This window comes from Ochrobactrum sp. Q0168 (genome assembly GCF_016427605.1).
In the GTDB taxonomy this organism is placed as follows: Bacteria; Pseudomonadota; Alphaproteobacteria; order Rhizobiales; family Rhizobiaceae; genus Brucella.
Genome location: NZ_JAELXQ010000006.1, coordinates 109615 through 133933 on the forward strand (window position 1 = coordinate 109615; position 24319 = coordinate 133933).

Here is a 24319-nt window from a genome sequence, read left to right on the forward strand (position 1 = left end):
TTAGAGCGCATCCCGAAAAGTGCGAAACGGTTTTCGGCAACGATGTGCGTTAAAATAAACAGCTAAAGTGCCGATCTGATCCCGTCAGACCGGCACTTTAGCGAGGGCTGCGGCGCGCATCTGGCTCAGCGTCTGGCGCGGTGTCAGCGCTTCGGGCGAAATGTCGAGATCGAGCACAGCGCCGCTGCGCGATGCGCGGGCGCGGGCAAAGGCGGCGGGAAAATCTTCCGTCCGCTCCACGCGCTCCGCATGAAAGCCGTAGGCCTTGGCGAGCGCCACGAAATCGGGGTTGTCCATGGTCGTTCCAGACACACGGCCCGGATAGTTCCGCTCCTGATGGGCGCGGATCGTGCCATAGATGCCGTTGTTGAGGATGAGCACGATGGGTTGCGCGCCCGCCTGTTTTGCGGTCGCCAGTTCCTGGCAGTTCATCTGGAAATCACCGTCGCCGGCAAAGCAGACAACCGTGCGCTCCGGAAAGGCCACTTTCGCGGCGACCGCTGCGGGGAGGCCGTAACCCATAGCGCCCGATTGCGGCGCGAGCAGGCGGCTCTTCTTGCCGAATTTGAAGAACTTGTTGGGCCAGACGGTGAAATTGCCTGCGCCATTGGTGAGAATGGCGTCTTCGGGCAGCACATCGCGGACATGCTCCATCGCCACAACCATATCGCCCGGCGAGGGCTGCGCAGGCGCTGAAAAACTCGCCTCGAAAGCGGCGCGGGCATCGGCCCGCCACTTGCTCCAGTCACCTTTGACCGGCTTCAAGGCCGTTGCGAAAGCATTGGGGCCAGCCTGAATGCCGAGCGTTGGCTGGTAGATCTTGCCGATCTCCCGGTCTGAACCGTGAACATGGATGAGCTTTTGCGCCGGAACCGGCACGGAAAGTAGCGTATAGCCATCTGTCGTCATTTCGCCGAAGCGCACATTGATCGCGAGGATAAGATCGGCATCGCGGATCAGCGCCTTGACATGCGGCAGCATGCCGACGCCCGCCTCGCCGACGAAGGCGGGCGAGAAATTGTCGAACTGGTCCTGATAGCGGAAGGCAGCGACAACCGGAATGTCGGAGGCTTCAGCGAAGCTTTGCAGGGCGTCGCGCCCGGCCTCAGTCCAGTTGATGCCGCCCAACAGGATGACAGGACGCGTGGCTGCGCCGAGCAAGGTCCGCACGTCATCCAGGACGGCGGCGGAAGGGGCGGCTTCGCTGATCCTTGCCGGGCCGGAAAGGGGGGCTGCATCTGTTGCCGAGGTCAGCATGTCTTCCGGCAGGGCGATGACCACCGGGCCGGGGCGTCCGGTGGTCGCCGTCGTCCAGGCGCGGGCCAGAATTTCGGGAATACGGTCGATATCATCGATCTCGGTCGCCCATTTGGCCATGGTGCCGAAGACGGCGCGGTAATCGATTTCCTGAAAGGCTTCGCGGCCCTTCATATCGGTTCCCACCTGTCCGACAAAGATCAGCATCGGCACGGAATCCTGCATGGCGGTGTGAATGCCGATGGAGGCGTTGGTGACGCCGGGACCGCGTGTGACGAAGCAAAGGCCCGGCTCGCCGGTGAGCTTTCCCCAGGCCGCCGCCATGAAGGAAGCGCCGCCTTCGTTACGGCACAGCACGAAGTCGAGCGCGCCCTTGGTATCGTGCAGTGCGTCTAGCACGGCGAGATAGCTTTCTCCCGGCACGCCGAAAGATTTTCTGGCTCCCAAAGCGACGAGGCTTTCGACGAGAAGCTGGCCTCCGTTACGCATCCCTGTTCCTTCCTGTGTGCCTAGAGCATTTCCAGCAAAAGTGCGTAGCGGTTTTGCGTAGGACAATGCGTAGAAACAAATAAATAGAGCGGTTCCATCATTCCGCTTTAACTGGAACCGCTCTATGTCAGCGATCACCTTGTGAATGATCATGCCAGCCGGAGCGTTTTCACGAAATCAAGATAATCCGGCAATTGGCAAGTTTTACTTGTCTATCGGTGGAGCTGTGCGTGAGCTTTTCGCGCGCGCAGAACTGTACGGTGTGCGGCTTTTGCGAGCCGTGCCCGGTATGGTGGTGATGAAACGACAAAGGCGACGCAGAGCGTCGCCTTCGCCTTAGTTTTCCTGAAACTTGACCATGGATCCGCCGCCGGTCGCCTGATCGGTCGGGAAGACTTCGACGCGGGAAACATCGACAAAGACCGGCAGTTCGATCACCTGGCCGATGATCTGTGCGATGTTTTCCGGCTGGATCGGGCGATAGCCATCGTAAAGCACGGCTTGCGCCTGATTGTCGGGAATCGATGTCCGGTAAAGCGCAGTCTGCACGCGGCCCGGCACGATTTCGCTGACGCGTACCGAAGTGCCCAGAAGATCGCAGCGCAGATTGTCGCAAAACAGGCTCAGGCCGGCCTTGGAGGGACCGTACGCGCCCATATTCGGATAAGGCGCCTGACCGCCGCTCGATCCGATATAGATGAGGTGGCCGCGCTTGCGCGCCACCATGCCGGGCAGAAAGGCGCGGGTCAGATGCATCGGCGCTTTGAGATTGATATCGACCATGGCGTCGATCTCGTCGGGGTCAATCTCGTGAAACAAGGCGCGGGTGGAAAGAATGCCCGCATTGTTGATCAGGACGTCGACCTCGACGCCCGAAAGTGCGGTCTCGATGGCTTTTGTGTCGCGCACATCGGCCTCAACTGTGAGCGCGCCTGTTTCCGCGGCAAGTGCTGCCAGCGCCTGACTGTTGCGACCGACAGCGTAGACGGTCAGCCCGCGCTCGCGCAGCCGCGCGACGGTGGCCTTGCCGATGCCGCTCGTGGCGCCGGTGACAAGCGCAACGCGGTAGGGATCAGACATAGATATAGCCTCCGCTGATCACCACATTCTCGCCCGTAGCATAGGTGTTGCGGCTGGAAGCCATCATGACGATCCATTGCGCCATTTCCACCGGTTCGGCGGCGCGTCCAAGCGCGCTTGCCTTGGCGAGTTCCGGCAGGAAGCCCAGTTCCTTGGCGCGGTCGGTGGCAAAGCCTGCCGGTGCAACGGAATTGACCAGAATCTGGTCCTTGGCGCATTCCTGCGCGAAGGATTTGGTCAGGCTGACGACAGCCGCCTTTGTGGCTGCATAATGCGCGTTTTGCGGATGCGCCTTGAAGGCGTCGACCGAGGTGACATTGACGATGCGGCCCGTGACGTGAGGCACATCGACGAACTGCCGCATATGGAGAACGGCGGCCACCATCATGTGATAGGTGCCCTTGACGTTGATGGCGTTTTCCAGATCCCAATCTTCATCTGTGATTTCAAGGATTGGCTTGCGCGGATAGATGGCTGCGCTGTTGACGAGCGCATGCACGCGGCCTAGCTTGCCGGCGACGTCGTTGAAGCCCTTATGGGCAGATTCGGCTCGCGAAATATCTGCGACTGAAGTCGCGACTTCAACGCCCAGTCCGCGCAACGTTTCCGCGGAGCTGGCGAGTAGTTCCGCATTGCGGTCTATGAGGCCGATTTTGGCCGCTCCGTTTTCCACCATCAGCTTTGCTGTCGTCAAACCCAGTCCCGAAGCGCCGCCGACAATGATAATGGTCTGATCTTTCACGTTCCGCCTCTTATTGGTCTTGCTTGGGAAGAATTGTATGTTATCACTTATATGCCAAGTTGAAGGCGATGCAAGAGGTTTTTTGAGTCCCACATGATTCCGTCCCCGATCAGGAAACAGCGCTTCAATGGCCTGACACTCGAACTCTCGCAACACCTGGCCCAGGCGGGCTTTCAAGGTGAGGTGGGGGTCGGACAGCTCGCGTACCGTTTGTCCTATCGTCAATTCGATTTATCAAGCGACGTCCAACGATGGGAAATTCGTCAAGGCATGCGGATATGTCAGAGCATCATAATAAAGGCGATTGAAAGCCGGTCCATCCGGCATCCTGTTCAGATACTCAATGAAATGGTACTGCCCTTATAGTTAGTCATCACGCGATTTATAAAATCAAATAACCAGCGCTGGAGTTAAATGTCGTGTCAATCATTACCCAACGCGGAAATCTGGCGGAAATTGTCGTCGCGGAACTGACCACCCGGATAGATTCGGGTCTCTATGGTCCGGGCGACAAGCTGCCGTCCAGCGCCCAGCTATGTGAAGAGTTTGGCGTCAGCAGAACCGTCATCCGCGAGGCGCTGACCTCGCTCAAGGTCGCCGGGCGTGTCACCACGCGGCAGGGCGCGGGCGTCTATGTCACCGACAAGGACGTGAAGGCGCTCAATTACGAGATCAGCCGGATCGATGATATTCGCTCTGCAATGCAGATTCTCGAATTGCGGCTTGGTGTGGAAATGCAGTCGGTGGCGCTTGCCGCCACCCGCCGCACACCGGAGGCGCTGGCGGAAATCGCGCGCGCTTATGATCATCTGGAAAATCTGGAAACCGATGATCCGGAAATCGAGGCGCGCGCCGATTTCGATTTTCACCTTGCGATTGCGCGGGCAACCCGCAATCCGCATTTCCCAAGCTTTCTGGAAGCGGTTATCGGCGAGATCAACTTCGATCTTCTCCTGAAGCATCGCCAGCCCGTGCGGGCTTCGCGGTCTTATCTCAAGAAGATCAACAAGGAACATGCGATGATCCTTGCCGCGATCACGCAGGGCGATGCGAAGGCGGCGCGCAATGCGCTGGTCGCGCATCTGGAGGAAAGCCTCAATCGCTATCGCTCCTTGCTGGAAGAACCGGCCAGCGATGCGCTGACGGACTGAGCAACAAAAAGAAAAGCCCGGAACCGGCGATGGTTTCGGGCTTTTTGATTGTGTCCGGAAGGCCGGTCAGATCACGGCATCTTCCAGGAATGGACGATTGGCCGTCACGCGCTCATAGCCGAAGGGCGAGAGGTCGAGCGTCTTGAAGGCGCCATAGATGATCAGCTCGCTCAAGCCGCGCCCCATGGCAGGGGACTGCTGCAATCCGTGGCCGGAAAACCCGTTGGCGAACAGGAAGTTCTTTACCTCGGTATGCGGCCCCAGAATGACATTGTGATCGAGCGTGCAATAGTCGTAGTGGCCCGCCCATGAGTTGACGACCTTGATCGCCTCGAAAGCCGGAACGCGATTGGCCAAGGTCGGCCAGATTTCCTCGTCGAATTCGTCATGCATGACATCGAAATCGTTCGGGTCGACTTCCGGGTCGTGCTTGGGATAGGTGCCCATCAGATAGAACTTGCCTTCAGGCCGGAAGAATACGCCGCTGGGGTCGATGGTAAGGCCCACCTTGCCTTCCAGCGGTGTGCGGCAATCGACGACGAACAGCGAACGGCGGCGTGGTTCGACCGGGATGTCCAGCCCGGCCATGCGGGCGACTTTCTTGCCGTTGGTGCCGGACGTGTTGACCATCGTGCCGCAGGCAATCGTTTGCCCGCTCTTGGTGGTCACGGAGACAATGCGGTCGCCCTCGCGATTGACGGCTACCACCTCGTCCTCGATATATTCGACGCCAAGCGAGCGCGCCTTCTTGCGGAAACCCTGCATGAGCGCGGAACTGTCGAACCAGCCTTCGCCGAGTTCGCCGGTGCTGCCAAGCGTCAACCCCTCAAGATTGAGCCACGGAAAGCGCTGGCCAAGGCCATCCACATCCAGCAGCGAAACTTCCGCGCCGCAGGAAACCTGCGTTTCATGATTGCGCCGCAGAACCTGATCGCCGCGGTCATCGGCGGCGAGGAACAGATAGCCCGCTTCGTGAAAGCCGATTTCCGGCGTGTCGTCGTCAACGGCCACGTTTTCGCGGAAATTGTGGATGAATTCCGTGCCGAAGCGCGAAACCTGCACATTGATGGCGTTGGAAAACTGATGACGGATGGAGCTGGACGACAGCGCCGTTGCCGAGCGCTGATAGGTCCAGTCCTTTTCGATCACCAGTATGGTGCCATTGAAATCGGGGTTGGTCGCCAGAAAATAGGCGGTCGCGCTGCCCACAACCGCGCCGCCGACAATGACGACATCATAGGAACTCTTGGAAGCCTGCATTGTAAGCCTATTTGTTTTCGTCTTCGAAATGACCGGCGGCGCAGAAGCTGCCGCCCTGAAACCGGACTGCCGGATCGTTGGGGTCGCCCTGCGGCGTCTTGGCGAAAACCGCGTCGCGATAATCGTCGGCGCTGTCCTTGGCCTTGTAGCCGAGCACGGCGGCGGTACGGTTGTCCCAGAAGGATTCGCTGTTGTTGGACATGCCATAGGCGACCATGAAGCCGACCCGCGGCGCCGACAGGCACTTCTCGACGAGCTGGCGGCAGTCATCGAAAGACAGCCAGGTGATCAGATGGCGGCGGTCGGTCGGTTCGGGAAAAGACGAGCCGATGCGGATGCAGACGGTTTCGATGCCGAACTTGTCGAAATAATACCGGGCCAGATTTTCCACGAAGGTTTTGGAAACGCCATAAAGGCTGTCCGGGCGCGTTGGAACATTGCCGTCGATGGTTTGCGTCCGCTCGTAATAGCCGATGGCATGGACCGAGCTTGCAAAGACGATGCGCTTCACGCCATGGCGGCGGGCTGCCTCGTAAATATTGTAGCCGCCGGAAATATTGGAATCGAGAATGGTCTTCCACGGCGCTTCGACCGACTGTCCGCCCATATGTATGATGGCGTCGCAGCCTTCGACCGTGCGCGAAACCGCGTCAAAGTCCGCGAGATCGGCGGGGAAGTCCTCTTCATGCGGCGCGAGATTCTGACACGGTTCCAGCGCGGACAAGCGCACGATCTGGCCCAGCCGCGTTCCCGATTTGCGCAGCTCCGATCCGAGGCGACCGGCGGCGCCGGTCAACAGCGTTCTTTGAAAGTGGGTCATGAAGAGGTCCTAATTAACGAAGTTTTGTGAGGGCATCGTACGTGCGCTCGATGGCGGCGGCGAGGTTTTCCCGGGAGGTCGCGAAAGAGAGGCGGATATAGGGCTCAACGCCGAAAGCCGCGCCGGGGGCAGTGGCGACCTTGCCTTCGGTCAGAAGATAGGAAGCGAGCATCGTATCATTCGCAATCACAGTGCCGTCCGGCGTCACTTTGCCGATATAGGCAGCGCATTTCGGGAAGAGATAGAATGCACCTTCCGGCGCGCGCACTTCAAGTCCCGGAATGGCACCAAAGCCCTTCGTCACCAGTTCGCCGCGCGCCTTGTATTCCGCAACCGCCGCCCGCACGAAATCCTGCGGGCCGTTGAGGGCCGCCGCCGCCGCAACCTGCGTGATGGAGGAGGGGCAGGTGGTGCTCTGCGACTGAAGCTTGTTGAGCACCTTGGTCAGTTCCTTCGGACCCGCCGCATAGCCGAGACGCCAGCCGGTCATGGCATAGGCCTTGGAAACGCCGTTGATGATCAATGTGCGGTCACGCAGATCGGGGCAGGCAATGGCAAATGAGGTGAAAGGCGTGTCGCCGCAGACGATATGTTCGTAGATTTCATCCGACATGATCGCGACGCGCGGATGGCGCGCCAGCACTTCGCCCAACGCCTTTAGTTCTTCCGCCGTATAGATCGCGCCAGTTGGATTGGATGGCGAGTTGAACAGAAACCAGCGGGTTTTCGGGGTAATCGCCGCTTCCAGCCGCTCCGGCGTGATCTTGAAATCGTCTTCCACCCCGCAGGCGATCACTTTCGGCAGGCCGCCATGCAGGATCACCAGATCGGTATAGGACACCCAGTAAGGGGCCGGAACGATCACTTCATCGCCCGGCTCCAGCGTGCCGAGAAAGGCGTTGAACAGGATCTGCTTTGCGCCATTGCCGATGGAGATTTCGTCCAGCGCATAGTCGAGACCGTTCTCGCGCTTGAACTTGTCGACAATGGCCTGGCGCAGCTCCGGCAGGCCGTCAGGCGCGGTATAGCGCGTGACGCCGCTGCGCATCGCGCCGATTGCCGCCTCGACAATGTGTTGCGGCGTATCAAAATCCGGCTCGCCCAGCGACAGGTCGAGGACGTTTTCGCCTCTGGCGCGCATGGCCTTGGCCGCCATCGAAACGGCCATCGACGGTGAGGATTTGATGGTCGCCGCGCGCCGGCTTTCGAACGCGATCATGTTCATGTCTGGGCTCCCTGGCCTGTGGTTCCTGGCGTGTCGCCGATCACGGCGTTTCTTTGTGCTGGGTCGTATGGAGGCGGGTGGAAGATCGGGCCGTCGGGGTCTGGAATTGATGCGTCTTGATGGCGTCGGGCCGCGCTCGTTCGTATTTCCACTTGACGATCTTTAAATACGTCACTTATCATATATGTGTCAACATGAAAACAAGCCGCAAGAGTGGCGGTTCAGCTGGTCAATTTTTGTTTGGTGGAGGTAATAGGCAAGCAAAATCAGACGATTGGTGCGATGTGACCGATTGCGTGGAAATGGCGAGGGCCGGGAGCGGCCAGAACGTTTCCAGTGAGAATATAGAGCGATTTTGCTCGGAAATGCATGCAAACAAAGAGCTGGAGCGGTTCGAACACTTCCGTCGGAACAGAAATCGCTTCGATAAGAACAACGATTAAAACCAGAGGGAAACTCCATGAAATCCATCGCAAGACTTCTCGCCGGATCGGCCATCGCATCCGGTCTCCTGCTGTCGCAGGCCTTTGCCGCCGACACGATCAAGATCGGTGTTGCAGGCCCGATGACAGGCCCCAACGCTACATTCGGTGAACAGGTTTACAGCGGCGTTTCCGCTTATGTAAACGATGTGAACGCCAGCGGCGGCATCAATGGCAAGCAGATCGAGCTGGTGAAGGGCGACGATGCCTGCGAACCGAAGCAGGCGATTGCCGTTGCCAACCGTTTTGTCGATCAGGACAAGGTTCAGGCGGTGATCGGCCATTTCTGCTCGTCGAGCACCATTCCCGCTTCTGAAATTTACAATGATGCGGGCATTCTGGAGATGGCGCCTGCGTCCACCAATCCAACGGTGACCGAGCGTGGTCTTGAAACCGTGTTTCGCGGTTGCGGACGCGACGATCAGCAGGCTGTTGTTGCCGGTGCGTTCATTCTCGACACGTTGAAGCGGGACAAGATCGCGCTGATCCATGACAAGGACACCTATGGTCAGGGCCTCGTCGATGCGGTCAAGAAAACCATCGAAGCGCGCGGCATCAAGCCTGTTCTCTATGAAGGACTGACGCGCGGCGAGCGCGATTTCAATGCGCTGGTGACCAAGATCAAGAGCTCCGGCGCAACGGCGGTTTATTTCGGCGGTCTTATTCCGGAAGGCGGCCCGCTGATCCGCCAGGTCAAGGAACAGGGGCTGGATGTGGTCGTGGTGAGCGGCGATTCCTTCGCGCAGGCTGAGCTGACTGCGGCCGCGGGCGGCGCGGGCAATCTCAAGAATGTCTATTATTCGGCAACGCCGGACCCGTTGGCCGATCCGTCGACCAAGGGCGTTCAGGATGCGCTCAAGAAGGCGAATATCACGCCAGCCAACTACACACTCTATGGCTATGCCAATGCACAGGCCATCGTGGCTGCGTTGAAGGCGGGTGACGACATCAAGGCCCAGACCAACTGGCTGCGTAACAACACGGTTGATTCCGCCATTGGCAAGATCACCTGGGACGAGAAGGGCGACATCAAGGATTTCAAGTTCGTCTTCTATAATTTCGACGATAAGGGAACCCCAGTTCTCGTCAATTAAGGCTCTACCAGCTCCAGCCAGACCCTGCAGTCTGGCTGGTTCCTCCTTGCCTGAATCGCATCCGCAGCCCGTCACGCTGGTCGGCTGGATGCGTCGGACCAAGAGTTCAGATCGCCTGTCGCTCTGAATGCAAAAGGGGTTGCCATGGACTTCTATATTCTGGCCCAGCAGCTGATCAACGGGATCACGCTGGGCGCTATCTACGGACTGATCGCCGTCGGCTACACGATGGTCTACGGGGTCATCCGCATGATCAATTTCGCTCATGGCGACGTCTATATGGTGTCGGCCTATATTGCCGCGATCACGCTTGCAGTGCTCGGCTTCTTCGGCGTTCAGTCAGTTCCTTTCGCGCTGATCTCGATCCTCATCATCACCTGCGCCATCACGGCGGTCTACGGATGGGTGATCGAGCGCGTGGCCTACAGGCCGTTGCGCGGCTCCACCAAACTGGCGCCGCTCATTTCGGCAATCGGCATATCGCTGATGCTGCAAAGCTATGTTCAGATTTCGCAAGGCGCGCGCGATCAGGGTGTGCCGACGCTGATCCAGGGTGCTTTCCGGTTCGGCACCGAACAGCATTTTGCCCAGATCACCTATATGCAGACCGTGATCCTGCTGGCCTCATTGGTCGCCATGGGCATTCTGACCTATGTGATCGGCTATACGCGCATTGGCCGTGAGTGCCGCGCGACCCAGCAGAATATCCGCATTTCCGCGATACTCGGCGTCAATACCGACCGCACCATCTCCACCGTCTTCGTGATCGGCGCGGCGACGGCTGCCGTCGGCGGCGTGCTGGTGACCTTCAACTACGGTTCGTTCAATTTCTTCATCGGCTTCGTGATGGGGATCAAGGCCTTCACGGCGGCAGTGCTTGGCGGCATCGGCTCGCTGCCGGGCGCGGTCCTCGGCGGCATATTGCTGGGCCTCACCGAAGCGCTGTTCGCCGGTTATGTCAGCACGGACTACAAGGACGTCTTCGCCTTTGCCTTGCTGATTGTCCTTCTGTTCTTCCGTCCTTACGGCCTACTCGGTCGTCCGGAAATCCAGAAAGTCTGAGGGGAGGGCGGAAACCATGCCAAAAGACCGTCTTCTCGCGCTTTTCAAGGAAGCGCTGCTGACTTTCGCCATTTCGCTGATCCTGCTTGGACCGATTTCCGGTCTCGTGCTGGACGGCTTCTCCTTCCGCAACGAGTTGATGCGGGCCGTCACGCTTGCCGCCATCGTCACAGCCGGACGGCTGATCTTCTCGCTGATCGGCATGAGCCCGCTCGGCGCGAGGCTGAAGGCTCGTCTCTCCAGCAATAGCGGCGGCGTTACCGTCCGCACCGGCAAGGAAAAATCCGCAGCCCCGCTGCTGGCGGTGATTTTTCTGGCGGGGCTGATGCTGCCTTTCGTGGCCGACAAATATTTCCTCGGTATCGCCATTCTGGCACTGATCTACTGCCTCCTGGGTCTGGGGCTTAATATCGTCGTCGGGCTGGCCGGCCTGCTCGATCTAGGCTTTGTCGCCTTCTATGCGGTGGGGGCCTATCTTCTGGCGCTCGGCTCGCAATATCTGGGGCTGGGCTTCTGGAGCGCGTTGATCATCGCGCCGTTTCTCGCGGGCCTTTGCGGCATGATCCTCGGCTTTCCGGTGCTCAAGATGCATGGCGATTACCTCGCCATCGTGACACTGGGTTTTGGTGAGATCATCCGCCTTGTGCTCAACAACTGGCTGGACTTTACCGGAGGACCGAACGGCGCCGCCGCTCCCGCCCCCACACTCTTCGGGTTGGAGTTCAGCCGGACCGCAAAGCAGGGCGGCACGCCGTTCCACGACTTCTTCGGCATCGCCTATAATTCCGATTACAAGTTCTGGTTCCTGTATTTCGTGCTGTTCCTCGTCGTGTGCGGGGTGATCTACACGGTGGAGCGCCTGCGCGTCATGCCGCTGGGGCGCATGTGGGAAGCACTGCGCGAGGATGAGATTGCCTGTCGGTCGCTTGGCGTCAATCACGTCTTCATCAAGCTTTCCGCCTTCATGCTTGGCGCATCGACAGGCGGGATTGCAGGCGTGTTCTTCGCGGCACATCAGGGCTTCGTGAACCCGACCTCCTTCACCTTCTTCGAATCCGCGCTCATCCTCGCCATCGTTGTGCTGGGCGGTCTCGGCTCGACGGTGGGTGTCATCCTGGCCGCGCTGGTGCTGACTATCCTGCCGGAATTGCTGCGCGACTTCGCGGAATACCGCGTCTTCATTTTCGGCGTGCTGATGGTCGTCATGATGATCTGGAAGCCGCGCGGACTGGTGCGGGTCACGCGTCCGGCATTCTTCCCGTCGTCGGAAGCGGTGGTATCGGCGGGGCTTTCCGCCAAGCCGGACCAATTGACCATGGAGGCCAGCCGATGAACGCGCCAATTCTCGAGGTTCAGAATGTCACCATGTCCTTTGGCGGCATTGTCGCCAATCGCGGGGTCAATTTCTCGGTGGCGAAAGGCGGTATCACAGCGCTGATCGGTCCCAACGGCGCTGGCAAGACGACGATGTTCAACTGTATCACCGGCTTTTATCGCGCGAGCGAAGGCCGCATCGTGCTCAACGGTCCGCAAGGCCCGCGCGACATCGGCGCTTATATGGACAAGCCGATCACCGGCGGCTCCCATCAGGTGACGCGGGCGGGCATCGCCCGCACATTCCAGAACATCCGGCTGTTCAAGGAAATGTCGGTGGTGGAAAACCTGCTGGTTGCCCAGCATCTTGCCACCCGCAACGGGCTTTTGAGCGGCATCTTCAAGACCTCGGCCTTCCGCAAGGCGGAAACCGAGGCGGTGGACCGCGCCTATTACTGGCTCGGCCAGATGAACCTGCTTGAAGACGCCAACCGGCTGGCTGGCGAACTTCCCTATGGTCGGCAGCGACGGCTGGAGATCGCTCGCGCCATGTGCACCGGGCCGCAGCTTATCTGCCTTGATGAACCGGCGGCGGGGCTGAACCCATCCGAAACGCATGAGCTTTCCCAGATCATCCAGCGGCTTTGCGCTGAGCAGGAACTGACCGTGCTGGTGATCGAGCACGATATGGGGCTGGTGATGCGCATATCGAACCACATTGTCGTGCTGGATCACGGCGAGGTCATTGCCGATGGAACGCCCGAACAGGTGGCCAACGATCCGGCCGTGATCGCCGCTTATCTCGGTGTCAGTGAAGAAGAGGTGCAATCGTGAGCCAAGTGGCAGAACCAAACGGGCAGGGCGCAACCGACAAGCTTCTGGAGCTAGTGGATGTGCACGCGCATTATGGTGCGGTGGAAGCGCTGCGCTCGGTCAATGTGCATATTTCCAAGGGCGAGATTGTCAGCCTGATCGGCGCGAATGGCGCAGGCAAGACCACGCTGCTCTCGACGATCTTCGGCTCGCCGCGCGCGTCGAAAGGCAGGATCGTTCATCGGGGTGAGGATATTTCGCGTCTGGCCACAAATCGTATTTCCAGGCGCGGCGTGGCGCTGGTGCCGGAAGGGCGGCAGATCTATCAGGAAATGTCGGTCGAGGAAAATATGATGATGGGCACCACGCCTGTCGGCATGGAGCATTTCGACACCGACCGCGCAACCATGTTCGAGCTGTTTCCCCGCCTCAAGGAGCGCCGCAATCAGGTTGCAGGCACCATGTCCGGCGGTGAGCAGCAGATGCTGGCCATTGCGCGCGCCATGATGGCGCGGCCCGAGCTGATCTTGTTCGATGAACCTTCGCTGGGGCTCGCGCCGCTCGTCGTAAAGCGCGTCTTCGAGGTGCTGGGAGAGATTGCCACGATGGGCAAGACTATTTTTCTGGTCGAACAGAATGCCAATCACGCACTAAAATTGTCCCAACGTGCTTATGTAATAGTAAATGGGCAGATACATCTTTCAGGAGCGAGTGAAGAACTCCTCGGTAATGAAAATGTTCGAAAAGCATATCTGGGAATATACTAATTTTTGAATGCCGTTGATGACAGGAAATTTTCGTTTATGCTCAAACTTATAACTTTTGAAGAGACGCTCTTACATTCGAACGCAGACCCTAACATGTGAAGTAGAATATCCTACATATGGTCAACGGCTGAGATTTGAACTTTCACAACATCCGGACACTGACTGGCAATCAGATGGCTGGATATACTGCCATTGTTCGCGCTATGAAGTAAGCGACAACACATTGATCCCCCTCTGGACCCTATCTTGGAGTCGCGAAGATGAGAGGGTTAGGTCAGGTAGCAGTTTGAAACATTCGCAGCGCAAATGCGTCTTAAGATTATTTGGCTTTTTTCAAAGTTTTGTGCAACGAGGCCAAAAACTATCGTAAAAATCGCCGCTTGGCAGGAAAATTGGGCGCACCGGGCTGGAACAGCGAACGCGCCCTGTTAGCTAAATCACCTTGCCGATGAAGTCGCAGGCAAAGCGCTCGGCGATGGCCTGTATCGCCGCATGTATGGGCCCAGCCGTCAGGCTCGGCAGAACAGAGCCATCCACGACGTAGACATTATCCAACCCATTCAGCCGCAGGCCGGGATCGACCACGGCGGCATCATCCTTGCCCATACGACAGGTTCCCGACGGGTGGTGATGCGTGATGGCGGCCTTGGCGATGAAGGCGTCGATATCATCCTCAGTTTCCACGGCTCCGGGGAGAACTTCGTGGTCGCGCCATTCATCCAGTTCGGTGCGATGACCGATTTCCCGCGCTGCCGCGAGGGCTGCCCGAAACAAGCGACGGTCGTTCTCGGTCTGGAGATATTGCGGGTCGATCCTAAGGGGCTCGTCCAGACCTGCGCCGGTTATGCGTATTTCACCACGGCTGGTGGGATGCGTGACGCCGAACAGGAAGGAATAGGCGCTGCCCGGTGCTGGCGCGGTGAACTGTTCCGACACAATGGGTGCAACACCGCATCCGACGACGATTTCCGGCTGGCCGTCAGCGGCAGTCCCGTCGGCGCGCATATAGGTCATGCTCTCCGAATGTTGCAGGCGGGACGGGGGAAGCTGCTTCTTGGCAGCATAGAGATTGCCCGCGCCAAGCAGATGATCCATCAAATTGCGGCCCAGCTCAGGCGCTTTGATGCGGCAGGCCACGCCAGCCTCACGCAACACGTCTTCCGGACCAATGCCAGAACGCATGAGAAGGGCCGGGCCTTCCAGCGAACCCGCCGAAAGGATGATCTGGTCGGCAGTGATCGTGGCCGGTCCTTGCGGGCCGAGAACCTCAAGGCCCGTGGCACGAGCGTTGTCGAAACAGAGATATCGGGTCTTTGTACTTGTCAGTATTGTCAGGTTGGGACGCGCACGTACGCTTGGCGTCAGCCATGCTTCGGCAACCGTTACGCGTCGGCCATCGCGGATCATCAGCGAGTTCGGCGTGACGCCGATCATCTGCCCGGTGCTGTGACCGGGAATGCGGGGCAGGCCAAGTGCAGCACCCGCTTCTATAAAGGAGCGGGTCAGGGGGCTGACTTCCTCATCCGGTATCCATACCGGCATCGGGCCGCCCCTGCCGTGGATACCATCGCCGCCCAGCGCGTGGTCTTCATTTGCCATGAAGGCTTTCTGCAAGCCCTCCCAGCTCCAGCGTTTATCACCTGTCGCTTCCGCCCAGGCGGCAAAGTCGGCGGGGTGGCCGCGCATATAACCCATGGCATGCAGCAGGCTGGAGCCACCCAACGCCTTGCCGCGTGCCCACGCGAAACTGCGACCGGCAGCACCCGACTGTGGGACGGTATTATAATCCCAATCATAAGGGCGATGTTGGATGGCGGGCCACATGGCCGGTTTCCAGATATCGGGATCTGTTGGCTCGCCGCCAGCTTCGATCAGCACGACTTGCCGGGCCGGATCTTCGCTCAGCCGTGCGGCCAGAAGGGCGCCAGCAGAGCCGGCGCCGATGATTGCTAAGTCATATTGTGCCATGGCGTTACTTCTGATCCGCGGGAACCACGACGCCTTCCAGGGTCATGACTTCGCCATCGAGGGAGACAGAGCAATTGCGCAGCGGAATGTCGAGATGGCACGGCGTATCGCGATCACCGCCTGCTTCGGTATTCGGACCCGACGACCACAGGAAATTGCCTGCGAAGGACCGCGCATCCATGCCGAGCTGGGCCTCAGGGTTGTAAAGGCCAAGCACCGTCCAGTTAGCACGGTTTTCCAGGCCCCAGCCGACATGGGCCATGGCATACGCGCGGGGATCATTGAAGCTGTCCATGAACTTGCGCATGAACTCGGCATCGTAACCACCTTTGATATCGACGATAAAGCCCTTTTCGATGGTGACCGTAATCGGCGCGCGGGCGTATTTTTTGAATGGCAGCAGGATGTCGCCTTCGTCGATGACGATGGTGCCTTCGGCACTCCCTTCATCCGGCCAGCGAGCCGAAAAGCAGCTTGGCCAGTGGTCCCAGCGGCCCGGCTCATCGGCCAAACCATATTGCGTGAGAACCGGATATTGGCCGAGACGGCAGCGGAAATCCGTACCGGCTTTCGAGGTCACGTGCATTTCCTTGGCCGCGCCGATCTTCTTGGCGGCAGCGAGAACGCGCAGCTTGTCTTCCGGGCGCGGAATCTGGCGCATCATGATTGCCGGTGGTTCGACCGCCAGCAGCATGCGCGTGCCCGTCTTCAATACTTCTTCCTGTTCCTTGGAAAACAGAAGCTGCAATGTGTCGATGACCATGTCGGACGCCATGAGGCAGGCCAGCGCTGCCGAATTGCCGTCGAGTGGCGTCTTGCCGATATAGCCAGACTTGTCTGGCGAGATCGCTTTTTCAGCGTTGACCGGAGCAAGGTTCAGTTCGGTAACAACTGCGCCAAGATCGGAAGCTGCAAGCTTGGCGATATAGGCGATCTGCTTGTTGCTGTCGTCACTCGTCAGAATGGTGACCTGTTCGCCAGCTTTCAGGTTGCACATTTCGAGCACCTGTCTCCAGCCCTTCAGGAACTGAGCATCGCTGATTGACATGATATGATACCTCCATTGGGCGTCTGCCCGTTTGACATTGTGGCTGCAGCTGAGAGCACGTCGGCCAGTCCCGATGAAGAAAGTGCTCTATCTATTTGTTATTGTGTTTATTCTGGTGCAGCCGGTTCCCACTCTGTCGGGTTGCTAGAGCACATCCCGAAAAATGCGAAGCGGTTTTCGGATAAGATGTGCGACAAAACAAAAGGCTAGCGCGGTTATTGCGATTCAACCTCTGCTGAAACCGCTCTAGAGTGCGTTTTGGTTTGCCAGTGTGAAAAAGTTGCGGTTGTAGTGTAGCAGTGGCGATGTTTCTGGTCCGAAGCGAATGGCCTTTACATTGCCGATGAAAATCGAATGGCTGTCCGTCTCGGAAACCGTGGCGATCTCGCAATCGAGATTGGCCATCGCGTCATCAAGAGCGGGGGCACCCGTCGCAAGGCTCGTCCAGCGATAGGGCGCAAATTTGTCTTCGCCCATCTGGCCGATCTGGCCTGCGAAACGCATGGCGACTTCGCGCTGGCGGTCGGCGAGAATATTGACGCAGAAGCTTCCTGCCGAGGTGATCGCCTTGTGCGCCTGACCGAAGCGATTGACGCAGACAAGCATGGAAGGCGGCGTCAGCGACATGGAGCAGACGGCAGTTGCCGTCAGGCCGCGCCGCTGATCGCCCTCACCGGCGGTGATGATGTTCACCGTCGCCGCAAGCTGACGCATGGCGGAGCGAAAATCATCGGTCAACTGATCGGTGTCTGGCTGGATCATAGGGTGCCTCCTTTTGCAGCAAGCACGGTTTCAAGAAAGAGCGCCGCGGAGGCAAGCCGGTGGTCGGCCCCGCGTGCGCCGACAAGCTGGACGCCGACGGGCAATCCCTTTGGGCCTTTGCCTGCCGGGAGGCAGATGAGCGGTACTTGCAGGACACTCCACAGCCGGTTGAAAATCGGATCGCCGGTCGGCGTTCCATCCGGCGCTTCACCGGGGGCGGCCAGCGTCAGCACCGCATCGAAACGCGAAAGGATCGCGTCCATCATGAGGCGGATACCTGGTATTTCAACCATGGCTGCACGATAGCGTGCTTCATCAACGCGACCCTGATCTTCCATCATGGCACGGGTAACGGGTGTCAACCCGTCCCAATGGCGGCTGGTCTCGGAGGCCAGCGACTGGGTGACTTCCCAGCCCATGACGGCTTCATGCAGGTCGAAAATGCCGTCAAACCAGGACGGAGCGGGCAGCACGGTCACATCTGCGCCGGATGCTTCTGCAAGGGATGCCAGCCGGTTGACGATGTCGATCGCATAGGCTTCCGCCTTTTCGAGGCGGGTGCCGAGCAGGACGCCGATGCGAGGGCGCGCTGGTGGTTTGAGGGCGGCGAGTTCGGATTGGCCGGTCAGCACTGCGGCGCAATGGGCAGCATCGCCAATGTTGCGGCTAAGAATGCCGAGCGTATCCAGCCCGTGGCAGAGCACCTTGATCCCGACCGTATTGATTGCACCGAAGGTCGGCTTGAAGGCCGTCACGCCGCAAAAGCTTGCCGGGCGAATAACCGAACCGGAAGTCTGCGTGCCATAGGCCAGAGGCACCATGCCAGCGGCAACCGCAGCACAGGAGCCGGATGACGATCCGCCCGGCGTATGCGCCGGATTGTGCGGGTTGCGGGTCTTGTTCGGGCTCGCCATGGCGAGTTCCGTGCTCACCGTCTTGCCCAGGATCAAGCCGCCCGCATTGCGGGTAATCTGCACGGCTGGCGCATCCCATGGCGGCTGAAAGCCCTCATAGATGCTCGTGCCGTAGCCGGTTGGCATGTCGGCGGTGTCGATGACGTCCTTGACGCCAATCGGGACGCCAGCCAGCGACCCCTTGGCTCCAGATGCATCCATCGCATCGGCGGCGGCGCGTGCCTGCGCAGCATCAAGATGCTGCCACGCCATGACCGGGCCGTCTCTGTCCGCAATGCGTTCGAGATAGGCTTCCGTGACAGCACGGGTGGTGAGAGCACCGGAGGCAACGGCAGCGGCGATGTCGCGAGCATCAAGGGCAAGGATTTCAGAGTTGTTCATCAAGCATTTCCTCAGCCGAATATGGATGGGCGCCGGTCGATCCAGGGAGCGGCGCATTCAAGCTCCGCAGCCAATGCGAAAAGCAGGGCATCGTTTCCAAAGCCGGCCCCGAGATGAGAGCCGATGGGCAGGCCATGGGAACTCATGCCCAGCGGAACCGACATTGCCGGGCAGCCGGATGTGTTGAAAACGGCGGTGAAAGGCGAATGCGACCAGAATAGATCGTAGAATTCGTCGATGTTCTTGTCCCGACCGGCAAGCTTGCCCAAGAGCGGCGCGGGTTCTGCCGCAGCCGGGGTCAGCATGACGTCATAGGTGCTGAAGAAGCGCCCGAGGGCTCGCGCCGAAGCGTGAAGCTGGTTGAGGGCCCACAAATAACGGGTGCCGGGTATTGCCAGCGCTTCGCGAACCCATTGCTGATTGATGGGTTCAAGCTTGCCGATATTGGCGGAGGATGCATCGCCACCGCTGACACCCAAAGCCACGTTGACGCCGACGATGATACGCCATGCTGCTTTCAGCGCTTCCGCGTCATAGCCGGCATCTGCAACTTCTTCGACGCTGTGCCCGAGATCTTCCAGCAACCGTGCGGTGGCGCGCACGCTTTCGATCATTTCTGGATCGATAGAACTGCCGTCCGGCGCGGCGACAATCATCGCCACCTTGAGGCGCGGCGGAGTTTTGTCGAGTGCCGCCAGATAGCTGCCCGGCGTGGCGGGAGAAGCCCATGGGTCGCCGAGATCGCTGCCGCCTGTCACGTCGAGCATGGCCGCATTGTCACGCACCGACCAGGTGACGGCGTGTGGTGTGGACATGCCGCCGATGGCTTCAGCGGCGACGGGACCGACAGGATTGACCAGCCGCGAAGGCTTGAAACCGAAAAGACCACAATGGCTGGCAGGCAGGCGTGTGGAACCCGCGCCGTCCGAACTGTTGGCAAGCGGTACCATGCCGCTGGCGACAGCCGCCGTCGAGCCGCCGGACGAGCCGCCCGCCGTGCGGGTGATATCCCACGGATTGCGGGCTGGGCCGAAGGCATCGGATTCGGTGGTGAAGCTGAGTGCAAATTCCGGTGTGTTGGACTTGCCGACAATCACCATGCCCGCCGCCTTATAGCGCGCGGTGATGGTGGAATCGCGTTTGCTGACGACATTGCGCAGCAGTTCTGACCCGCTCGACAGGAGCATGCCTTCCGCTTCGAAGCCGGTGTTCTTCAACAGCATCGGAACGCCTGAAAGCGGGCTTTTGGCCAAGCCGTCAGTGACCTGCTTGCGCGCGAGATCGTAATGCGGATGCACGACGGCGTTGAGCAGCGGGTTGAGCCGCTCGATCCGTTCGATAGTGGTTTCGAGGACTTCGCTTGCGCTGATCTCCTTGCTGGAGATCAGACCGGCAATCGCGATGCCGTCGAGTTTCGCCAGATCATTCATCGTCTCAACTCATCTGCGCTTTGAAAAGATCGAGGTCCCACATGTCCTTGGTGCCCGCCAGCAGACCGTCCTGGAACTCGAATATATGCAGGCCATCAAGCGCGATCTGGCGTGGTTCAACATTGTCGCCGCGCGGCGTGAAGGTCCCGGTCATCCGATAGGGAACAGCAACCTGATTGCCCGAGCGGATATAGCCGCGCCGTTCCCATGCAACATCGGGCAGCATACGCCAGAAGCCGGTCAGCCCCTCGGCCAGAGCGGCGTGTCCCTGACGGCGTTTTGCCATGGCGACTTCCTCGTGCCAGCCATCGGCGTGATAAAGCGAAGCCGCTCCCTCGGCATCGCGCGAAGTGTAAGCGCTATAAAAGCGGTCGATAAGCGTGGACTGATCCATCGCAATCTCCAACATGTCGCGAAAGAAGAAACCCCGCCCGATTGGCATCAGGCGGGGTCGTCAGAGCTTTACTCGATCCCGGCGATCTTCTTCACCTGGGCGACATAGCCGTCGCGCTTGACTTCATTATAGAGTCGGGCGCGCAGGGCCGGAGCCGGTGTGGCGTTGACGTTTTCAAACAGGGCAACGCGGCCAGCCAGCGAACCGGAGGTCATGTCCCAGATGAAATTCATCAGCTGTTCCTTGACCATGGCCGATACGCCATGTCCGGGCAGCAGTTCATGCAGGAAGTGGCCGACTTCCGGATTGTCGAACGCCTTCTTGCCAAAACGCATCACCAGACCCTGCCCACACAGTTCCTGAAGGATATGGATGATCTTCGGGTAGTTTTCGATCGAATACAGGCGACCGGCGGTCAGCATGCCGACATCGGGGCGCATGACATCGCCTTCGGTCGGGACAGCCAGCGCTTCGGCAGCGGTGACGAAGGCGCGGAGTGTCTGCGCATATTCAACGAGCTGGCCCAGCATCATTTGTACGGCCGGAATTTTGCCGGTGCCGAGATAGTCGAGAACCATCTGGCCTGCGCCGACGAACAATTCCGCCTTTACGGCGAGACGGGTCAGAACATGCCAATGCGCGAAGACGCAGACCGGGCCGTAATAGCTCATCGCCGTCGGGTCGCCGAGGTTGAAAAGCCGTTCCTTCGGGACGAAAACATTGTCGAACACGATGAACTGGTCGGCTTCTTCGCCGAGGCTCGACACCGGATGGTCGAACTTGCTCGACAATGGCTGCGAGACCATTTCACGCGAGATCATCTTGATGCCGGGCGTGTCGATTGGCACCGAACCCCAGATGCAGGCATCCGCAGGAGTTTCCTGAATGCCGCCGAGATTAGTGAAGAAAATATCATTGGCCTGAGCCGCAATCGAGCCGACAGTCTTGGCGCCATAGATATAGACGCCCTCCTTCGTGACCTTACGCGCCTTCAGGAGCGAGGCCTCCGAGGCCTTGGGCGAGGAACGGTCAGCCTGCGGTCCGGCGAGGCTTTCCGAAGCGGTCAGATTGTTGTTCTGACCATATTCCATGTAGCGTTCGATGTTTTCAGCGAAGTCCGGATCAATGCCGTCGATAAGCGACTTCTTCTTCTTGAAGGTCGGCAGATAGGCATAGAGACCAACAACGATGGAAGGCGCGAGATCTGGCGGACGTCCGAAGGTGCCTGCGGTCTTCAGCGACGTATATTCGATCATGCGGCGACGTGCGGCCAGATCTTCCTTGGTGCGCGGAATCTGCCACGAACGGCTGAGAACAGCGCCTGCCTTCTCGTCGTAATAGGTGGTGGCGTCGGCATGTTCTTCGGTGAACTGATCGTCGAACATCGAGGCCAGAAGGTCGATGCCCTTAGCCAGCGCGGGTTCGTCATAGACGGAATTCAGTTTGGAACCGCCGACCCAGATCTGGCGGTTGTCCTTGAGGGATTCCTTATACTCCGCGCCGGTCTTCAGCCGATGCGGCGTGCTGGCTGGTTTTGTAGCTGTTCCCTGTGTCATTGGGCCTCCTATTTGCAATTGGAATCGCCGGTGTTCCCCGGTTTTATGGAGCGTTTCCGGTTATATAAATCAGGCGCTTTCGGCCTTTTCTTCACGCATTTGCCGGATCACATCCGAAGCAACGCGCATGGCGTCGAGCGCGGCAGGCACACCGCAGTAAATCGCGGCCTGAAGAATGACCTCGACGATCTCGTTTTCGGTCACACCATTGTTCAATGCGCCGCGAACGTGGATCTTGATTTCATGCGGACGGTTCAGCGCCGTCAGCATGGCGAGGTTGAGAAAACTGCGGGTCTTGCGCTCGAGACCGGGGCGGGTCCAGATTTCACCCCAGCACCATTCGGTGACGAGCTTTTGAAGCGGTGCGGTCAGATCATCGGCATTGGCCAGCGATGGCGCGACATAAGCCTCGCCAAGCACTTCGCGCCGAACCTTCAACCCCTTCTGGAATTGTTCACCGTTGAATTCAGGACGAGTCATACATCTCTCCGTTAAGGTGGCAGTGCGCCAGCTTGTCCCCGTGGTTTTGTCTTTCTTATTGACCCAAGGTTAGACATGCCGGACTTGACCTGTCAATAGATTGTATGACAAGATTACGGTCATACTGTAGGCTAAGATGAAATTGTTCGGCGCATCGACGTCGGATGCGCTTGTGGGGCGGGAGGATCATGGCGGAGCCGATAACGGGATCTGACGGGGAAATAGTGCCCTTCGAGCTTTATGCCTTGCGTTACGCCACCCATGGCGGGCGAACCATTAAAGACAATTTTCTACATGTCTCTGATCCGCATGAGTGGGGAGCTGATCTCGACTATTTCGTTTGGCTCGCCCGGCGCGGTGACGAGGTTTTCGTTATCGATACCGGCTTCGGACAGGATGCCGCCAATGCGCGCGGGCGAACCTTGCTGCGAAAGCCGGTGGATGCGCTGGCACTTCTCGGCGTGGATGCAGACAAGGTGTCCCAGGTCGTGCTGACACATCTCCACTACGATCATGCGGGAACGCTTGGTGATTTTCCGGCAGCGCATTTTCATTTGCAAGTTGATGAGGCGGGACACGCGACCGGTCCCTGCATGTGCGACGCGAAAGCGCGCGCTCCTTTCGATGTTGAAAACATCGTTGCCTATATCCGCAACCTCTATGCGGGCAGGATTGAGTTTCACCGGGGCGACCGGGAGCTTTCGCCAGGTTTCTGGCTTCATGCCGTGCCGGGCCATAGCGCCGGTTTGCAGGCGGTTCGCGTCTATACCGCACGTGGCTGGGTAGTTTTGGCATCCGATGCGACGCATTTCTACGCCAATATGGAGCACCGCAATCCGTTTCCCGTGCTCTACGATGAAGCCTCTCTTATTCGCGGCTATGCACGGCTGACCGAACTGGCGCCAAGCCTCGATCATATTGTTCCGGGCCACGACCCAGCGGTCATGCAGGCCTATTCAGCACCTTCGGCTGAACTGGAGGGGATCGTCGTTCGGCTCGACGTTGCGCCAAGTTTGACGTGGGAGGAGCTGGCGCGATGACGTTTGCAACGGGACGTGGTGTTCTGATCACCGGTTCGGCCCTTGGCCTCGGGCTGGAACTGGCCCGCAGCTTTGCAAAGGCCGGTGATCGTGTGTTTCTTACAGATGTTTTGCCCGAAGTGGGCGATGCCGCGGCAGTGCTAAGCCTTGAAACAGGACAGCCGGTGGGATCGTCGGTGATCGATCTGTCTGAGGCCGGGGCAGCCGATCAGCTTGCAGCCCATGCAACCGAACAGCTGGGCGGAATCGATATCCTGGTCAACAATGCGGTCATTCGCAAAATGTCGCCGGTGCAGACGCTGGCTGATTCCGACTGGGACAAGGCGCTGGAGGTTAACCTGTCTGCCCCTTTCCGGCTCATTCGCGCCTGTCTGCCGGGCATGCAGGCACGGGGTTGGGGGCGGATCGTCAATATGGCTTCTGTTTACAGCCTCATCGCGCTTGCCGGTCGTGCTGATTATGTCACCACGAAACACGCAATGATCGGCCTGACGCGAACGGTCGCGCTGGAACTGGCCTCATCCTCAATCACCTGCAACGCGATCTGCCCTGGGCTGATGGCAACGGATTCCGCGCTTGGCCGCATCGATGTGCTGGCCGCGGAAAAAGGCATCAGCACTGAAGAGGCGACGCGTCTTTTCCTTTCCACCCGTCAGCCGGGCGGCAAATTTATTCCGATGGAGACGGTGACCGCCTTGGCGCTTTTCCTTTGTGGCGCTGCCAGCGAAGGAATCAACGGTGCGGCGATACCGGTGGATAATGGCTGGTCGTTTGCCTGATGGCGCGACCG

General features: G+C 59.1%; 22 protein-coding genes. 8 read left to right on the forward strand and 14 right to left on the reverse strand.

Annotated features, from left to right (window positions below; genetic code table 11):
* Positions 1 to 84 precede the first annotated feature (84 nt).
* From JAU75_RS12950 to JAU75_RS12960, 3 genes are all read right to left on the reverse strand, one after another.
* On the reverse strand, positions 85 to 1746 hold the full coding sequence (locus JAU75_RS12950) for a thiamine pyrophosphate-binding protein (protein ID WP_199056917.1): 1662 nt from the start codon (positions 1744 to 1746) through the stop codon (positions 85 to 87).
* 336 nt (positions 1747 to 2082) lie between these two features.
* A complete protein-coding gene (locus JAU75_RS12955; protein ID WP_199056918.1) occupies positions 2083 to 2826 on the reverse strand; it encodes an SDR family oxidoreductase in 744 nt (247 codons plus the stop codon).
* On the reverse strand, positions 2819 to 3568 hold the full coding sequence (locus JAU75_RS12960; RefSeq protein WP_199056919.1) for an SDR family oxidoreductase: 750 nt from the start codon (positions 3566 to 3568) through the stop codon (positions 2819 to 2821). Before JAU75_RS12960 ends, JAU75_RS12955 begins: the two co-directional genes overlap by 8 nt.
* Before the next feature lie 419 nt (positions 3569 to 3987).
* Here JAU75_RS12960 and JAU75_RS12965 point away from each other — a divergent pair, with 419 nt between their 5' ends.
* Complete coding sequence (locus tag JAU75_RS12965; protein ID WP_199056920.1) at positions 3988 to 4719, forward strand: FadR/GntR family transcriptional regulator; 732 nt, start codon at positions 3988 to 3990, stop codon at positions 4717 to 4719.
* Positions 4720 to 4785: 66 nt separating this feature from the next.
* Here JAU75_RS12965 and JAU75_RS12970 read toward each other — a convergent pair whose 3' ends face one another.
* The 3 genes from JAU75_RS12970 to JAU75_RS12980 are packed head-to-tail and all read right to left on the reverse strand — an operon-like array spanning position 4786 to position 8024.
* Positions 4786 to 5979: an FAD-binding oxidoreductase gene (locus JAU75_RS12970; protein ID WP_199056921.1), complete on the reverse strand. Its 1194-nt coding sequence runs from the start codon at positions 5977 to 5979 to the stop codon at positions 4786 to 4788.
* Positions 5980 to 5986: 7 nt separating this feature from the next.
* Positions 5987 to 6799 carry an NAD(P)-dependent oxidoreductase gene (locus tag JAU75_RS12975; protein ID WP_199056922.1) on the reverse strand — a complete coding sequence of 271 codons (813 nt, stop codon included), beginning with the start codon at positions 6797 to 6799 and terminating at the stop codon, positions 5987 to 5989.
* 13 nt (positions 6800 to 6812) lie between these two features.
* The gene (locus JAU75_RS12980) at positions 6813 to 8024 is read right to left on the reverse strand and encodes a pyridoxal phosphate-dependent aminotransferase (RefSeq protein ID WP_199056923.1); all 1212 of its coding nucleotides are present in this window, start codon (positions 8022 to 8024) and stop codon (positions 6813 to 6815) included.
* A gap of 460 nt (positions 8025 to 8484) precedes the next feature.
* On the opposite strand from JAU75_RS12980, the gene JAU75_RS12985 reads away from it, so the two are divergent.
* The 5 genes from JAU75_RS12985 (at position 8485) to JAU75_RS13005 (ending at position 13556) form a co-directional block, all read left to right on the forward strand.
* Complete coding sequence (locus tag JAU75_RS12985; protein ID WP_199056924.1) at positions 8485 to 9600, forward strand: ABC transporter substrate-binding protein; 1116 nt, start codon at positions 8485 to 8487, stop codon at positions 9598 to 9600.
* A gap of 144 nt (positions 9601 to 9744) precedes the next feature.
* On the forward strand, positions 9745 to 10662 hold the full coding sequence (locus JAU75_RS12990) for a branched-chain amino acid ABC transporter permease LivH (RefSeq protein WP_078339029.1): 918 nt from the start codon (positions 9745 to 9747) through the stop codon (positions 10660 to 10662).
* Between the two features lie 16 nt (positions 10663 to 10678).
* On the forward strand, positions 10679 to 11995 hold the full coding sequence (gene livM, locus JAU75_RS12995) for a high-affinity branched-chain amino acid ABC transporter permease LivM (protein ID WP_199056925.1): 1317 nt from the start codon (positions 10679 to 10681) through the stop codon (positions 11993 to 11995).
* Positions 11992 to 12810 carry an ATP-binding cassette domain-containing protein gene (locus JAU75_RS13000; protein WP_199056926.1) on the forward strand — a complete coding sequence of 273 codons (819 nt, stop codon included), beginning with the start codon at positions 11992 to 11994 and terminating at the stop codon, positions 12808 to 12810. The genes livM and JAU75_RS13000 overlap by 4 nt, the downstream gene beginning before the upstream one ends.
* Positions 12807 to 13556 carry an ABC transporter ATP-binding protein gene (locus JAU75_RS13005; RefSeq protein ID WP_371836173.1) on the forward strand — a complete coding sequence of 250 codons (750 nt, stop codon included), beginning with the start codon at positions 12807 to 12809 and terminating at the stop codon, positions 13554 to 13556. Before JAU75_RS13000 ends, JAU75_RS13005 begins: the two co-directional genes overlap by 4 nt.
* Before the next feature lie 432 nt (positions 13557 to 13988).
* Here the strand turns inward: JAU75_RS13005 and JAU75_RS13010 are convergent, their stop codons facing one another.
* The 8 genes from JAU75_RS13010 to JAU75_RS13045 all read right to left on the reverse strand — a co-directional run bounded on the left by JAU75_RS13010 (position 13989) and on the right by JAU75_RS13045 (position 22489).
* The gene (locus tag JAU75_RS13010) at positions 13989 to 15524 is read right to left on the reverse strand and encodes a GMC family oxidoreductase (protein ID WP_199056927.1); all 1536 of its coding nucleotides are present in this window, start codon (positions 15522 to 15524) and stop codon (positions 13989 to 13991) included.
* A 4-nt stretch (positions 15525 to 15528) separates the two neighbouring features.
* Positions 15529 to 16572, reverse strand: a complete 1044-nt coding sequence (locus tag JAU75_RS13015; protein ID WP_078339159.1) for a 2,5-dihydroxypyridine 5,6-dioxygenase — start codon at positions 16570 to 16572, stop codon at positions 15529 to 15531.
* A 246-nt stretch (positions 16573 to 16818) separates the two neighbouring features.
* Positions 16819 to 17334 carry a flavin reductase family protein gene (locus JAU75_RS13020; RefSeq protein ID WP_199056928.1) on the reverse strand — a complete coding sequence of 172 codons (516 nt, stop codon included), beginning with the start codon at positions 17332 to 17334 and terminating at the stop codon, positions 16819 to 16821.
* The gene (locus JAU75_RS13025; protein WP_199056929.1) at positions 17331 to 18629 is read right to left on the reverse strand and encodes an amidase; all 1299 of its coding nucleotides are present in this window, start codon (positions 18627 to 18629) and stop codon (positions 17331 to 17333) included. Before JAU75_RS13025 ends, JAU75_RS13020 begins: the two co-directional genes overlap by 4 nt.
* A gap of 11 nt (positions 18630 to 18640) precedes the next feature.
* Positions 18641 to 20059, reverse strand: coding sequence for an amidase (locus tag JAU75_RS13030; RefSeq protein ID WP_199056930.1), 1419 nt, complete (start codon positions 20057 to 20059; stop codon positions 18641 to 18643).
* A 4-nt stretch (positions 20060 to 20063) separates the two neighbouring features.
* Positions 20064 to 20453 carry a nuclear transport factor 2 family protein gene (locus tag JAU75_RS13035; protein WP_199056931.1) on the reverse strand — a complete coding sequence of 130 codons (390 nt, stop codon included), beginning with the start codon at positions 20451 to 20453 and terminating at the stop codon, positions 20064 to 20066.
* 68 nt (positions 20454 to 20521) lie between these two features.
* On the reverse strand, positions 20522 to 22009 hold the full coding sequence (locus JAU75_RS13040) for a 4-hydroxyphenylacetate 3-hydroxylase N-terminal domain-containing protein (RefSeq protein ID WP_199056932.1): 1488 nt from the start codon (positions 22007 to 22009) through the stop codon (positions 20522 to 20524).
* A gap of 69 nt (positions 22010 to 22078) precedes the next feature.
* A complete protein-coding gene (locus tag JAU75_RS13045) occupies positions 22079 to 22489 on the reverse strand; it encodes a carboxymuconolactone decarboxylase family protein (protein WP_121539385.1) in 411 nt (136 codons plus the stop codon).
* A gap of 188 nt (positions 22490 to 22677) precedes the next feature.
* Between JAU75_RS13045 and JAU75_RS13050 the strand changes: the two genes are divergently transcribed.
* Both JAU75_RS13050 and JAU75_RS13055 read left to right on the forward strand, forming a co-directional pair.
* Complete coding sequence (locus tag JAU75_RS13050) at positions 22678 to 23529, forward strand: N-acyl homoserine lactonase family protein (protein WP_199056933.1); 852 nt, start codon at positions 22678 to 22680, stop codon at positions 23527 to 23529.
* The gene (locus tag JAU75_RS13055) at positions 23526 to 24308 is read left to right on the forward strand and encodes an SDR family NAD(P)-dependent oxidoreductase (protein ID WP_199056934.1); all 783 of its coding nucleotides are present in this window, start codon (positions 23526 to 23528) and stop codon (positions 24306 to 24308) included. The genes JAU75_RS13050 and JAU75_RS13055 overlap by 4 nt, the downstream gene beginning before the upstream one ends.
* The last annotated feature ends 11 nt before the right edge of the window (positions 24309 to 24319 follow it).

What these genes read in the sequence shown, in the direction of transcription:
- JAU75_RS12950 (WP_199056917.1), bottom strand. Translation starts at nt 1,746, where the DNA reads ATGCGTAACGGAGGCCAGCTTCTCGTCGAAAGCCTCGTCGCTTTGGGA.
- JAU75_RS12955 (WP_199056918.1), bottom strand. Translation starts at nt 2,826, where the DNA reads ATGTCTGATCCCTACCGCGTTGCGCTTGTCACCGGCGCCACGAGCGGC.
- JAU75_RS12970 (WP_199056921.1), bottom strand. Translation starts at nt 5,979, where the DNA reads ATGCAGGCTTCCAAGAGTTCCTATGATGTCGTCATTGTCGGCGGCGCG.
- JAU75_RS12975 (WP_199056922.1), bottom strand. Translation starts at nt 6,799, where the DNA reads ATGACCCACTTTCAAAGAACGCTGTTGACCGGCGCCGCCGGTCGCCTC.
- JAU75_RS12980 (WP_199056923.1), bottom strand. Translation starts at nt 8,024, where the DNA reads ATGAACATGATCGCGTTCGAAAGCCGGCGCGCGGCGACCATCAAATCC.
- JAU75_RS12985 (WP_199056924.1), top strand. Translation starts at nt 8,485, where the DNA reads ATGAAATCCATCGCAAGACTTCTCGCCGGATCGGCCATCGCATCCGGT.
- JAU75_RS12990 (WP_078339029.1), top strand. Translation starts at nt 9,745, where the DNA reads ATGGACTTCTATATTCTGGCCCAGCAGCTGATCAACGGGATCACGCTG.
- livM (WP_199056925.1), top strand. Translation starts at nt 10,679, where the DNA reads ATGCCAAAAGACCGTCTTCTCGCGCTTTTCAAGGAAGCGCTGCTGACT.
- JAU75_RS13000 (WP_199056926.1), top strand. Translation starts at nt 11,992, where the DNA reads ATGAACGCGCCAATTCTCGAGGTTCAGAATGTCACCATGTCCTTTGGC.
- JAU75_RS13010 (WP_199056927.1), bottom strand. Translation starts at nt 15,524, where the DNA reads ATGGCACAATATGACTTAGCAATCATCGGCGCCGGCTCTGCTGGCGCC.
- JAU75_RS13015 (WP_078339159.1), bottom strand. Translation starts at nt 16,572, where the DNA reads ATGTCAATCAGCGATGCTCAGTTCCTGAAGGGCTGGAGACAGGTGCTC.
- JAU75_RS13020 (WP_199056928.1), bottom strand. Translation starts at nt 17,334, where the DNA reads ATGATCCAGCCAGACACCGATCAGTTGACCGATGATTTTCGCTCCGCC.
- JAU75_RS13025 (WP_199056929.1), bottom strand. Translation starts at nt 18,629, where the DNA reads ATGAACAACTCTGAAATCCTTGCCCTTGATGCTCGCGACATCGCCGCT.
- JAU75_RS13030 (WP_199056930.1), bottom strand. Translation starts at nt 20,059, where the DNA reads ATGAATGATCTGGCGAAACTCGACGGCATCGCGATTGCCGGTCTGATC.
- JAU75_RS13035 (WP_199056931.1), bottom strand. Translation starts at nt 20,453, where the DNA reads ATGGATCAGTCCACGCTTATCGACCGCTTTTATAGCGCTTACACTTCG.
- JAU75_RS13040 (WP_199056932.1), bottom strand. Translation starts at nt 22,009, where the DNA reads ATGACACAGGGAACAGCTACAAAACCAGCCAGCACGCCGCATCGGCTG.
- JAU75_RS13045 (WP_121539385.1), bottom strand. Translation starts at nt 22,489, where the DNA reads ATGACTCGTCCTGAATTCAACGGTGAACAATTCCAGAAGGGGTTGAAG.
- JAU75_RS13050 (WP_199056933.1), top strand. Translation starts at nt 22,678, where the DNA reads ATGGCGGAGCCGATAACGGGATCTGACGGGGAAATAGTGCCCTTCGAG.
- JAU75_RS13055 (WP_199056934.1), top strand. Translation starts at nt 23,526, where the DNA reads ATGACGTTTGCAACGGGACGTGGTGTTCTGATCACCGGTTCGGCCCTT.